Genomic DNA, 11,611 nt, shown 5'->3' on the forward strand with positions numbered 1-11,611 from the left:
GCAATCACCGAAATACGCAAAAGAACAAGAAATAGTTGTTTGGTGATTTCAATTTCCAGTCAATTCGAATTGGGCTGCCCGTCTTAATGCTGTAACTCGGCTCGCCCCATTTCAGAGACTCTTCGACTTCACCTAAATCCAAATCAGAGCAAAGCTCAAAGATTAATGAACGCAACTTTTCAAGCCGAGCTCGAACATCATCGGGATACTCGTCGAAATGTGTTTTGATTGCTCTGTCCATTCAATCTCCGATTCATTTGTTGTGATATTAAAGTGTACTCACTTAAAGCATAGAACCTTAAACATTAGCCCAACTCAAAACAAAAAATGCCAAGCCTAATAAATCATTTTTCGGTTGTCTGTTCGTTAGCGGTTTTCAAGGCTAGCTTTAAACCGTCTGTATCCTTACAACCAATGTAAACATGCTTTCCATTGTTTAGGCTTAACTTCAGCGCTGAACCTATCGATGCATTATACAACCAGCCATCGCTCAGCATTCGGATGCCAATACCTTGATACCACTTGCTTTGATAGAACGATGCATCGGTAATGTCTGACACTTCTACATTCTTACGCCAAAAGCCAAAGCCGAAATACCAGCTTAGTACATTGTCTTTGACCTCAATGGTCATGGAGAAAAAGAGCAAAGCAATTAAACCATTGATGGCGTGAGCGATTAATGTCCCGGGGTTATTATCCGAGGTAACGACAATGAAAGCACTTATCGCAACAAGGATGAGCAGCAATCCCTTGTTGAATTCCTTACTATAAAACACAGCGACAACTCCTATAGAAAACGAACAACCCACTAACTAGCCACAGTTATCTTACTGCAGCCTTTCTAAATAATCGTAGCAAGTAATGCAGGCATACTCCCACAACCAAACCAAGTAGCATCGCCTTGATACTACCAACCCAAAGTATCAAGCCAGAATAACCTTGTCCCGGACCTAAGCCTTGTTTATTAATCACATCGACAAACATAAAACCGTTCCACAGCACATGCAGTGAGGCTGTAAATCCATGCACACAAATTGCGATGGTTCCAAGTAACTTGTACTTGTTAATAACTGGTGCGCCACAAAAAATGACAACAAGCGCAAAGGTAAAAATCAGAGGGCCAGACAATACTAAAGTGAGTGTGGTTACTTCAACGTGGCTCTCTATGCCATAACTGTATGTACAAAATACCATTGTCATTGAAAACAAAAGCGAAATGAGTGCGAACCATAGCGTTCTATTCATTAGGGTTCCCTGCCTTAATAGTGGGTTTAGGACAAATTCGATAATCGACAGGAAGAACTAATTACCAAAAATACGGCATGAAAAATGCCCTTATTACACGACTATTCGATGGACAACTCAGGCTTTCACAAACCCAATGTAACGTGAGACTTAGAACATAAGCTAGATAACAAAAACACCTCTCACCTGCGCGCCTAACTACATACCTTTTTGAGCTTCCTGTTGAACCCAAACAACATTTTCGTTTGAAGTTGGAACCTCAAACCAAGACCAAAACAGATCTAACATTTCAGGTGTCATTTCATAAGACTTACCATTGAGTTCCGAGTTACGGTTAAATACCCTCTCCTTACAAGTCTCAAAGGGAACATCAAGGTAGTGGACTTCGCTGTCCACGCCTAGGTTTGACGCCCAGCTTGTAAAAGAATCTCGGTCTGATTTACGCCAAAAACCAAAGTCAAAAATCACCGGGACACCCAAGGAAAACAGCTGCATAGCAGACTCCTTGAATAAACCTTGTAGCGTAGCCAGCCGGCGATCAAAAACCTCACGCTCCATATGCTCGCCATACAAAGGAATCATCCACTCATCGATCGAGAAACGAAAGTCGCCATGCTTTTCTGCAAGCGCTTTAGAGTAAGTCGTCTTACCCGAACCGATAAAGCCACATACGAAATAGATTTTAGTCATGATGCCCCATTAGTCTGCTTGTTACGCATGATTCTTTCTTTTAGAAGTGTACCAATACTGCTAACGACAAACGTAAAAGCAAACGCCACCATTGGCCGATAGAAATCAAATGCACCATCCGTCGTAAAAAAGTACTGATGAATGGAAACACCCAAACCAACACCTAATGCCAGCTTCAGGTTCTTGAAAAGTCGTTGTTTCATGTTCATTCCCTCGTAGAAAGCAACACTATGTATAGGTGTGAGTGACGTTATGGGCAGATCTTAAATCAATGCGACATAAACACTGAGATTGAAGTAAGCCGAAAATAACAGCGCTGGGCATTAGTCTTAAATGCTATGTCGGGCTAATTTTTCCTGACGTTCTTGAGTGCATGTTTGATCTTATCGTAAATAAAACTAAGAACCGCACCGACAAAGACAAATAAACTAAGGTCAATCAGAGCAAGCTTAAGACTGAACGGATCTGAAAACAGGTTATAGGTGAATCCCATTTGCAAACCAATAAATTTAGCTAAAAAAATTGTAGGTATGATCAGAAGTATATTCACGTATGACCTGAAAAATTGACTAGAAGTAGAGTTCTACCAATTTACTTAATAAAGTGGCTTCGGGCTTGTTCAACACTCGGGATTTAACGTTGGCTGCGCAACGCTTAATCCTTATTTGTTAGCCCTGTAGCTACTTGAACTTCATACTCTTTAGAAAGCTTTCAGCAACTTTAGGATCGATAAAATAGGTAGGCTTACCATGATACCTAGTCATTACTTCATGTCCGTCAAAGTTATCGTATTGCCCTAACAATCTTAATCTTTCGGTTTCAGCTTTCCACTGCTTCTCTTGCATTGGTCTGAGTTGAAAGCCGGAGTCATCTTGAAACATTTGGAGATATTCCACTGTGTCGCCGAGAATATCTTTTACTAATTTCTTATCTTCTTCTGGTGTTCTACACCCGAAAAACACTCCTTTGATTTTAGCATCAAGCTCGACTAACTGACCATTACCCTGAGAGTTATGGATGATATCTCTCCATTCTTTTTCATAAAACCAATCTTCATATTTTGTAAATAAGCACATTGACAACACATCGTGATCTTGAGGATGTTCATCAGATGCAAACTTTCGACTTTTCCAATATTCTGCGTGGGATATTCTTGGATAATGTCGGCTGTATCTCACTGGGCGGCAACTAGAGCGACCGAGCATATTATCCTCAGTTCTCTCAAATGTAATTACGATACCTTTATGTTCATCTGCATAGTGAGACCACATCAAACTATGGTCATGAATTTCACTGAAACACATAACCGCGTAGTTTTTAGATTGCTCTTCTAGCTTGTCATTTCTTCGTTGTGTCAGCTTGTAAAGAAACTCATGAAATTCCTTGTTATCGCCTTTTTCTGACGCTTCTTTGGATCTAGAGGCTAGATAATATTCGAGATTATCCATATCACTAAAATCACCAATATACTCAGCATCCATTGGCACTGTGAGAGGTCGAATCTTACAGTCAAACGGATCATTAAACGTATGTGGAGTCGCATACCACACAGCTTTATTGCGCAGAATATTTAACGTGTTCTCGTTAATCGAACCATCAGGGTGTCGAAGAGTTCGATATTTCGACAGGTATTGAACATTGGGATATTCCATCTAAACCTCTAAATTGGGAAAAGGGCTAACGAATGACATGGATTCCCCCTACCGAGGATCTGCCACACTTATGTGGTACTTAAATGCATCGGAGGCACCATGTCTGATTATTCTTATTTCTGCGGTATCGACCTAGCTAAAAACCACTTTAGTCTTCATGCCGTAGACCAAAATGGTAAGGTCATACTTCATAAGTCAGTAACCCGCTCTAAACTACAGATTTCGATAGCAAATATACACTCATTGGTGTCGCACCAATCACACGCGAAAGTGGTCGCTACAAAGGTATGCACGAGATCCAAGGTGCTCGAGCGCAAGTACGCACAGTGCTATATATGGCAATGATGTCAGCCATGCAATGTAACCCCTTATTCAAAGCGACTTATGCTCGACTTGTAGCTGCCGGAAAGCCTAAGAAAGTCGCAATAATCGCGTGTGTTCGAAAGATGGTTGTGACCCTTAACACTATGCTGAGAGATGGCGCCATGTGGGATGAAAACACCGCAAAAAACTAATCATTGACGCCATAGTTGTTTGTTATGTACCTGCCGCCAACAATAATATAAACAAAAGAATGCCACCTAAGATAAACCAACCAGCATTACTTTTTTCTAGTTGCTTTGCCCTAACCTTATCTTCTTCCGATTTTATTCCAAAGAAAAGAGCATCAAAATAATCAATCTTACTTTGTAAATCTTGAACAGATTGACTTGCTTCTGATACTGAATCACATGGCGTCTGATCCGTTACTACAGCAAAATCTCCTTTAAATGCATGAACGGTATATCGATAATTACCAGAGCGGAACGTTTCTTTCTCAAAATTCATATTCAATATGGCATTACAACCAGCATCTTTAGCTAGAGTTTCAATATGCTCACGCGCTTCATCTAGACCTTTAATAAACCGACATTCAATCGAGTTCTGCTTTTCAACAGTTCCATATTTAGGCTTCGAAGCTTTGGTGGTGAAAAACCCCACCATTTCTTTCTTGAAATATACTGTTGGAACTCTAAGTTTCTTCGCAGCCAACCCCCTAGGGTTTGGCGTAGGATCAAACTCTACAACTACATTTTTTACCAATTTAGCTTCATCTGATTTATCTAACAATGCAGAAAAATGTAGAAAGTAACTTTCACCATCATCACCATTTATAAAACCATACTTCTTACTAGAAATATACGATACAACCTTGCCTTTCAAGCTAACTCCTTATGTTGAAAATGTTGTTACCTAACGCTAAATTAACGTGCCAAAAACCATGGCACATACTTTCCACGAGGTGAAAATGCCAAGCGTTTTTGGTCATTGTTAAACGCCTTGTTATAACCGTGTTTATTGCTTGGCAGGTTGTTCAATTTGAGGCTCAGCTTTCGAAACATTACTATCACTTGGGTTCAAAAGCATACCGACGCCTAGACCTAGCAAGAATATAAACAAACGAACTAACGTAGGGCGAATAAACCATTCTCTAAATTTTGTTGGCTTGTTTCTCGCTAAGTGCTCCAAAGCCACAACCGTTGGTTTAAGGTGTGTTGACTGCGAATCATAAATCTCGCCATAGTACTCGATCAAAAACTCAGAAGCTTTCTTATGATCTTGCTTAGTAATATTCGGATTTAATGCCATTTTCAAATGTTCTTTAACACTTTCATTGGTAAATTTTGCCAACAATATTCTCCTTTTTCTTCGAAGGTTATAACAGCTATTAGACCGAAAAATTCTGCATTTAAATACAGAATCATTCTATCTAGTTTCATATGCATATTAATTTACCACGATTAATCACAGCAATTCAGTGACTTAAAACATAGATACGTTCATTGAATGACTAAATTCAGAATATTTCCATCTAGTATGAATTTAGCGAAAAACCTTGTGATACTGTATGTAAACACAGCTCCTTAAAAATATCCAAACACAAAAAAGCCTGCCATTTATGCGAACATAAATGGCAGGCTTTATACGTTAGTTAAGCTTGTGAGTGGCTAGCTTATGCGGCTTCGAATGCGAGGGCTTTCTTCTCTACTTGGCGGAAGATCAGCGTTAGTATGCCGTTTACTGCTAAGTAGAATGCGCCGGCGATACCAAACACAGTAAGTGTGTCGTAGGTTTGGCCGTTGATACGCTGAGCGTAGCCCATCAAATCCATGATGGTGATGGTGCTTGCCAGTGACGTACCTTTGAAGACTAGAATCACTTCGTTCGAGTAAGCTGGAACGGCGCGGCGTAGTGCGTATGGCAGTAACACTTTAAGCGTTGCTACTTTGTCCATGCCTAGTGCACGACATGCTTCCCACTGCCCTGCTGGAATGGCGTTGAATGCGCCTCTGAACAGTAGCGTGCTGTATGCGGCAGTGTTCAAAGCTAATGCTAACATTGCACAGAACCAAGGTTTGCTTAACCAAGTCCACATGAAGCTTTCACGAATCCAATCGAACTGACCCGGGCCGTAATACACCAAGAAGATCTGCACCAATAATGGTGTGCCAGTGAACAGCGTGATGATGCCACGAGTGAACCAGTGAATCGCCGGTATTCTTAAGATTAGCGTTACCGTCATCAGCAGTGACAAGATACAACCAACCAGCAGTGAAGCGCCTGTGAGTTGCAGACTGGTCGCTAAGCCTTCAAGCATTTGAGAGAGGTATTGTTGATTCATGCCATTGCCCCTTTGTTACCCAAACCTTGAATAGAGAACTTACCATCAATCACTTTTACCAATCTTTGTGTGATTAAAGTGATGACCAAGTAGATTGCTGCTGCTGTCGCGTACCAAGTAAATGCTTCGTGCGTTGCCGCTGATGTTAGTTGTGCTTGTTTCAGCAAATCTGTTACGCCAATCAGCGAAACTAATGCAGTGTCTTTCAGTAACACTAACCATTGGTTGGTTAACCCTGGTAGTGCGTGCCTTACCGCTTGAGGCAATACGATACGAAAGAATGCACGAGACTGAGAAATACCAAGCGCGCTTGCTGCTTCTCTCTGCCCTTTGCTTATTGCTTTTAATGCACCACGTAAGGTTTGCGAAGCGTAAGAAGCAAAGATAAGTGACAGTGCAACAACACCAGATAAGAACGGGCTCACTTCTATGAAGTCGCCAGTGATCATGAACAGAACTTGTGTCGAACCAAAGTAGATAAACAGTACGACCAGAATTTCTGGTAAACCACGAACAATCGTCACAAATGCAGTCGTTGGCCATTTGATTGCAATACGACGAGACATCTCACCACTTGCAAACAAAACTGCTAGAACCAATCCAACCAATAGGCTTACGAACGCAAGCTGAACAGTCATCCAGCTTGCTTCGACGAGCCCTAAAGAGTAACCCGTTAATTCCATAAATTACTTACCGAAGTACTTGTTGAAGATCTTGTCGTATTCGCCGTTCGCTTTCACTGCTGCAAGTGCAACGTTAAGCTGGTCTACAAGTTCTTGGTTGCTCTTGTTTACTGCGATACCAAAGCCGTTACCGAAGTACTCTTGGTTTGTTACTTGGTCGCCTACGTACGTTAGGTTGTCTTCTTTCTTGAACCATTCTGCTACAACGGCTGTGTCACCGAATACAGAATCGATACGACCGTTCTTCATGTCGATGAATGCATCTTGGTAGCTTGAGTAAGGTACCGCTGTTACGCCAGTCATTTGCTCAAGTAGGAAGCTCTGGTGAGTAGAACCGTTTTGAACACCAACACGCTTGCCTTCTAGTGCTGCTTGGTCTGCGACTTTGCCTTCGAAAGAGATGAATGCTGCAGAGTTGTCGTAGTATGCGTTAGAGAAGTTCACTTGTTGAAGACGCGCTTCTGTGATGTCCATTGCCGAGATAGCCGCATCGTAACGTTTGAATTTAAGTGCAGGGATCAAGCTATCGAATGCTTGGTTGTGGAAAGTACACGTTGCTTTCAGCTCTTCACAAAGTGCGTTTGCTAGGTCTACGTCAAAACCCTGAATTTGGTTGTTCTCATCCATGTATTCGAATGGTGCGTACGTTGCTTCCATCGCGAATTTGATTTCTTCTTTAGCCGCTGCGTTAAAAGAAGCAAGGCCGATAAGTGAAGCTAGTAGAATCTTTTTCATTTTGTTACTCCGAATACTGTGTAATAGCGGCCTGTGGCCATTCTTATAATTTGATTGTTTTAATTGATGTTGTGTTTAGCTAGATCTAGTGAGTCAACTTTCTTTTAATAAGTGACTTACTTAATGAGTCAGATACTCGGCAAACTCAGGTGTCTGCGGATTAACGAATGAATCGCTGGTGCCGTGTTCAACGATGTACCCTTTCTCTAGGTACAGAACGTGGCTAGCAATCTTCTTCGCGAAATCGACTTCATGCGTCACGACCACTTGGGTAATGCCCGTTCCGCTCAATTCTTTAATAATGCTCACGACTTGGTTGGTGATCTCAGGATCAAGCGCCGCTGTTGGTTCATCAAACAACAACACATCCGGTTTCATCATCAGCGCACGTGCAATCGCAACACGCTGTTGTTGACCGCCAGACAGTTGAAGTGGCCAAGCGTCTGCTTTGTCGGCAAGTTGAAGTGTCTTTAGGACTTCTTGCGCTTGCTTAATCGCTTCTTGCTTATCCAAACCCGCCACTTTGGTTGGTGCTTCAATCAAGTTTTCCATCACCGTCATGTGTGGCCATAAGTTGTATTGCTGGAACACCATGCCGACTTTACGACGAAGTTTAAGCCCCTGCTTCTCTTGGATTTGGCTTGAAAAATCGAATTGCTCATTCGCAATGTCTAATTCGCCGTTGTCCGCGATTTCAAGCAGGTTCAATACACGCAGTAATGAACTCTTGCCCGCGCCGCTTGGGCCAAGCAATACCAAGGTTTCGCCGCTCTCACAGTCGAAACTGATGTCGTGAAGAACTTGGGTATCACCGTATGATTTGTTGATGCTCTTTACTTGAATACTCATGCCACAATACTGCATTAATTGTCATTTGTTGGTTATTCTATTCGATCCGAGGTTTTATGCAAGAAAAATGTATAAAAAACTACTTTGTTGAATTTTTGTAACAAACATTCCACAAAAAACAGTCGCTATAACTGGTCTTACAACCAAAACTCACAAGTCATTGATAAAGCTAATATCGAGATAAATAGCAAACGTTTTTCTATCAATTTATAAATCATCGCACGGTTGCTTGTTTATGTGTGCACTCTCCTATCAACGCTAATTTACTTGCATAAAAATTAGGGTTAAATAGCTTGATTTCCTATCCAACTGACTGGATAAGAATGCTTAGTTTTCCTTTAAGGTTGTTTCGAATTATTCACTTAGTGATGAGGAAATATTGGAAATTGAGTTTCCTAGGGAGCGTCACAGCGCAATAAATGCTTTAATGGGTTCGATTCTCAACAACAATTACTGCCCAGCGAACAACGCGCAGTACAGGCAATAAGTCATAAAGCAATTAGCCATAAGCAACAAGCAACAAGCCATCTATTTTTAAAGCGACAACACATTAAGGCAGTCATATGCAAAACGATGTCTCTTCTACGCTCGACTCGAACCAGCGACAGACTCAGCGCTCTACTCAAAAAGTGCCAGACCCCAAACCTGAGAAAAAAAGCCTCAGTATTTTGTTTGAGCTGAGCAAATTCATTCAGCCTTACAAAGGCCGTGTTATTGCCGCATTGATCGCGTTGATCTTCACGGCGAGCTTAACCCTCTCAGTCGGACATGGTATTCGTCTTCTCATCGACCAAGGTTTTAGCCAACAATCGTTGTCAGACTTAGGCAGCGCGATTCAATTCATCATGGTCGTGGTCGTGCTGATCTCGATTGGCACCTTCTTCCGCTTCTATTTGGTCTCTTCTGTTGGTGAGCGAGTAAGTGCGGATATACGCCTGTCGGTTTTCAATCACGTGGTGACGCTGCACCCGAGTTACTTTGAAACCAATGGCAGTGGCGACATCATGTCGCGAATCACCACGGATACTACTCTGCTTCAAAGCATCATAGGTTCATCGTTCTCTATGGCGATGCGCAGCGCGTTGATGTGTATTGGTGCAATCATCATGCTGTTTGCGACCAATATTAAGCTGACGTTGATTGTATTGGCCTCGGTGCCATTTATCTTGATTCCGATCCTTGTCTATGGGCGTCGTGTAAGAGCTTTATCTCGCCAAAGCCAAGACTCCATGTCTGATGTGGGTTCTTACGCAGGTGAGGCAATTGAGCACATTAAAACGGTGCAAAGCTACAGCCAAGAAGAGCAAGAGAAAGCATCATTCGCGGTAGAAGTGGAAAAGGCGTATGATATTGGTCGCCAGCGTGTAAAACAGCGCGCTATTCTTATTTCTGGCGTTATCGTGATTGTATTTAGTGCTATTGCAGGCATGCTTTGGGTTGGCGGCAGTGATGTTATCAACGGCACTATGTCGGCTGGTGACTTAGCGGCGTTTGTGTTCTACGCAATTATGGTTGCTTCATCGTTAGGTACGATTTCTGAAGTGATGGGTGAACTGCAACGCGCGGCAGGTGCGACCGAGCGATTAATCGAGATCCTACAAGTTGAAAGCCATATTGTTGCGCCAGTTGCGAATCCAACTTCGCTTGCTAACGTAACGCCAGAAGTTGCATTTGATGATGTGACCTTCTGTTATCCATCAAGACCGGACCAACCCGCAACAAGCAACCTCACGCTTACTGCCCATGAAGGCAAAGTGTTGGCACTGGTTGGCCCGTCTGGCGCAGGTAAAACTACCCTGTTCGAACTGCTGCAACGTTTCTACGACCCACAAGTGGGTAAGGTCACATTAGGCGGTGTTGAACTGAATCAGTTTGATCCTAACGAGCTAAGAAAGCAGATGGCATTGGTACCGCAACAACCTGCTCTGTTCAGTAACGATGTGTTCCATAACATTCGCTATGGCAACCCGCAGGCAACAGACGAGCAAGTGATCGAAGCGGCGAAGAAAGCGCACGCACACGAGTTCATTCAAAACCTACCTGATGGCTACAACAGCTTTCTTGGTGAACGTGGTGTAAGGCTTTCTGGTGGGCAGAGACAACGTATTGCTATCGCACGTGCCATCTTGAAAGATCCAAATATTCTATTGTTGGATGAAGCAACCAGCGCACTAGACAGTGAAAGTGAGCATCACGTACAACAAGCGTTAGAAGAGTTAATGCGTGGCAGAACGACGATCATTATCGCCCATCGATTATCAACAATTAAACACGCCGACCAAATTGCGGTGCTCGATAAAGGACAACTAGTAGACATCGGCGACCACCAGTCTCTCATCAATAGCTGCGAATTGTACCAACGCTTGGTTGAGCTGCAATTCAAACACCTTAGTGCCTAACTATTGAGTGGATGTGCAACTAAGTCACTGACATTGTGTGGTTTCAAGCTTCAAAAACTTAAATCACGCGTGTTGCAGTTTTGTTAATTTAGCGGTAGGGTTTTTATTCCAATAACAACTTATTCCGATGAAGGATAAGTAAATAACGTTAATTACACAGATAACAATAAGAGAGTTCGCATGGAAGCACTATTATCTGACTACCCGGTAGTAACAGAAATCCCTGTCGCTTGGGGAGAAATGGACGCACTCAATCACGTTAACAACGCTGTATATTTTCGCTATTTCGAAACCGCTCGCTTAGATTTTTTCAAGCACGTCGAGCTGATGGAAGAGATGGCGATTACCAAAGTTGGTCCTGTTCTTGGTGACACTTACTGTAAGTATTTCCGCCCAGTCACGTATCCAGATACCTTGATGGTCGGCTCACGTGTTACCGATATTCAAGATGACCGATTCACCATGGAATACGCGATTGTCAGTAAGGCTCAACAGAAACTGACGACCGTTGGCACTGCGACTATCGTGATGTTTGATTTTGCTTCGAACCAGAAAGCCCTGCTCTCGCTGCGCTTAACCAATGAAATCGAAAAGATGAACACGTTGAAAAGCCCATGCTTCAAACAAGAAGCCGTGACAGAATAACGTATTCGTTGGTTGAGAAAGATTCAGAAAGTTTCAGAATCGAGTAGGAGG

At 42.6% G+C, this 11,611-nt stretch carries 13 protein-coding genes and 3 pseudogenes; 4 read left to right on the forward strand and 12 right to left on the reverse strand.

What is annotated here, in order from left to right:
• Positions 1-19: 19 nt before the first annotated feature.
• The 6 genes and pseudogenes from AB4209_RS16150 to AB4209_RS16175 all read right to left on the reverse strand — a co-directional run.
• Positions 20-241: pseudogene (locus AB4209_RS16150) on the reverse strand (DUF1801 domain-containing protein); the annotation flags it as partial.
• A gap of 103 nt (positions 242-344) precedes the next feature.
• A complete protein-coding gene (locus AB4209_RS16155; RefSeq protein ID WP_372056459.1) occupies positions 345-809 on the reverse strand; it encodes a hypothetical protein in 465 nt (154 codons plus the stop codon).
• A gap of 13 nt (positions 810-822) precedes the next feature.
• Positions 823-1,245, reverse strand: a complete 423-nt coding sequence (locus AB4209_RS16160; protein WP_372056461.1) for a hypothetical protein — start codon at positions 1,243-1,245, stop codon at positions 823-825.
• Positions 1,246-1,443: 198 nt separating this feature from the next.
• Positions 1,444-1,935, reverse strand: coding sequence for an AAA family ATPase (locus AB4209_RS16165; RefSeq protein ID WP_372056463.1), 492 nt, complete (start codon positions 1,933-1,935; stop codon positions 1,444-1,446).
• A complete protein-coding gene (locus tag AB4209_RS16170; protein ID WP_372056465.1) occupies positions 1,932-2,138 on the reverse strand; it encodes a hypothetical protein in 207 nt (68 codons plus the stop codon). The genes AB4209_RS16165 and AB4209_RS16170 overlap by 4 nt, the downstream gene beginning before the upstream one ends.
• A gap of 477 nt (positions 2,139-2,615) precedes the next feature.
• Complete coding sequence (locus AB4209_RS16175) at positions 2,616-3,587, reverse strand: DUF2971 domain-containing protein (RefSeq protein WP_372056467.1); 972 nt, start codon at positions 3,585-3,587, stop codon at positions 2,616-2,618.
• A 99-nt stretch (positions 3,588-3,686) separates the two neighbouring features.
• On the opposite strand from AB4209_RS16175, the pseudogene AB4209_RS16180 reads away from it, so the two are divergent.
• Both AB4209_RS16180 and AB4209_RS16185 read left to right on the forward strand, forming a co-directional pair.
• Positions 3,687-3,824, forward strand: a pseudogene (locus AB4209_RS16180) (IS110 family transposase); the annotation flags it as partial.
• A pseudogene (locus tag AB4209_RS16185) lies at positions 3,824-4,102 on the forward strand (transposase); the annotation flags it as partial. The pseudogenes AB4209_RS16180 and AB4209_RS16185, both read left to right, overlap by 1 nt.
• Positions 4,103-4,124: 22 nt before the next feature.
• On the opposite strand, the gene AB4209_RS16190 reads toward AB4209_RS16185, so the two are convergent.
• The 6 genes from AB4209_RS16190 to artP form a co-directional block, all read right to left on the reverse strand.
• Positions 4,125-4,790 carry a cold-shock protein gene (locus tag AB4209_RS16190; RefSeq protein WP_371725337.1) on the reverse strand — a complete coding sequence of 222 codons (666 nt, stop codon included), beginning with the start codon at positions 4,788-4,790 and terminating at the stop codon, positions 4,125-4,127.
• Between the two features lie 132 nt (positions 4,791-4,922).
• The gene (locus tag AB4209_RS16195; protein WP_372056469.1) at positions 4,923-5,258 is read right to left on the reverse strand and encodes a hypothetical protein; all 336 of its coding nucleotides are present in this window, start codon (positions 5,256-5,258) and stop codon (positions 4,923-4,925) included.
• A gap of 322 nt (positions 5,259-5,580) precedes the next feature.
• Positions 5,581-6,249 carry an arginine ABC transporter permease ArtM gene (gene artM, locus AB4209_RS16200; protein WP_372056471.1) on the reverse strand — a complete coding sequence of 223 codons (669 nt, stop codon included), beginning with the start codon at positions 6,247-6,249 and terminating at the stop codon, positions 5,581-5,583.
• The gene (gene artQ / locus AB4209_RS16205; protein ID WP_372056473.1) at positions 6,246-6,932 is read right to left on the reverse strand and encodes an arginine ABC transporter permease ArtQ; all 687 of its coding nucleotides are present in this window, start codon (positions 6,930-6,932) and stop codon (positions 6,246-6,248) included. The genes artM and artQ overlap by 4 nt, the downstream gene beginning before the upstream one ends.
• Before the next feature lie 3 nt (positions 6,933-6,935).
• Positions 6,936-7,667 (reverse strand): lysine/arginine/ornithine ABC transporter substrate-binding protein, encoded by a 732-nt coding sequence (locus AB4209_RS16210; RefSeq protein ID WP_371725335.1) that lies wholly within the window; start codon positions 7,665-7,667, stop codon positions 6,936-6,938.
• A 120-nt stretch (positions 7,668-7,787) separates the two neighbouring features.
• Positions 7,788-8,516, reverse strand: a complete 729-nt coding sequence (gene artP, locus AB4209_RS16215; protein WP_032545343.1) for an arginine ABC transporter ATP-binding protein ArtP — start codon at positions 8,514-8,516, stop codon at positions 7,788-7,790.
• 563 nt (positions 8,517-9,079) lie between these two features.
• On the opposite strand from artP, the gene AB4209_RS16220 reads away from it, so the two are divergent.
• Together AB4209_RS16220 and AB4209_RS16225 are read left to right on the forward strand one after the other, a co-directional pair.
• Positions 9,080-10,915 (forward strand): ABC transporter ATP-binding protein/permease, encoded by a 1,836-nt coding sequence (locus AB4209_RS16220; protein ID WP_372056475.1) that lies wholly within the window; start codon positions 9,080-9,082, stop codon positions 10,913-10,915.
• Positions 10,916-11,095: 180 nt separating this feature from the next.
• Positions 11,096-11,560, forward strand: a complete 465-nt coding sequence (locus AB4209_RS16225; protein ID WP_017061819.1) for a thioesterase family protein — start codon at positions 11,096-11,098, stop codon at positions 11,558-11,560.
• The last annotated feature ends 51 nt before the right edge of the window (positions 11,561-11,611 follow it).

The organism is Vibrio sp. 10N.286.48.C11 (genome assembly GCF_041469805.1).
Taxonomy (GTDB): Bacteria; Pseudomonadota; Gammaproteobacteria; order Enterobacterales; family Vibrionaceae; genus Vibrio; species Vibrio crassostreae_C.

Excerpts from the sequence above, each read along its gene's own strand:
- artM (WP_372056471.1), bottom strand. The coding sequence starts at position 6,249 with ATGAATCAACAATACCTCTCTCAAATGCTTGAAGGCTTAGCGACCAGT.
- artP (WP_032545343.1), bottom strand. The coding sequence starts at position 8,516 with ATGAGTATTCAAGTAAAGAGCATCAACAAATCATACGGTGATACCCAA.
- AB4209_RS16160 (WP_372056461.1), bottom strand. The coding sequence starts at position 1,245 with ATGAATAGAACGCTATGGTTCGCACTCATTTCGCTTTTGTTTTCAATG.
- artQ (WP_372056473.1), bottom strand. The coding sequence starts at position 6,932 with ATGGAATTAACGGGTTACTCTTTAGGGCTCGTCGAAGCAAGCTGGATG.
- AB4209_RS16220 (WP_372056475.1), top strand. The coding sequence starts at position 9,080 with ATGCAAAACGATGTCTCTTCTACGCTCGACTCGAACCAGCGACAGACT.
- AB4209_RS16170 (WP_372056465.1), bottom strand. The coding sequence starts at position 2,138 with ATGAAACAACGACTTTTCAAGAACCTGAAGCTGGCATTAGGTGTTGGT.
- AB4209_RS16225 (WP_017061819.1), top strand. The coding sequence starts at position 11,096 with ATGGAAGCACTATTATCTGACTACCCGGTAGTAACAGAAATCCCTGTC.
- AB4209_RS16210 (WP_371725335.1), bottom strand. The coding sequence starts at position 7,667 with ATGAAAAAGATTCTACTAGCTTCACTTATCGGCCTTGCTTCTTTTAAC.
- AB4209_RS16175 (WP_372056467.1), bottom strand. The coding sequence starts at position 3,587 with ATGGAATATCCCAATGTTCAATACCTGTCGAAATATCGAACTCTTCGA.
- AB4209_RS16165 (WP_372056463.1), bottom strand. The coding sequence starts at position 1,935 with ATGACTAAAATCTATTTCGTATGTGGCTTTATCGGTTCGGGTAAGACG.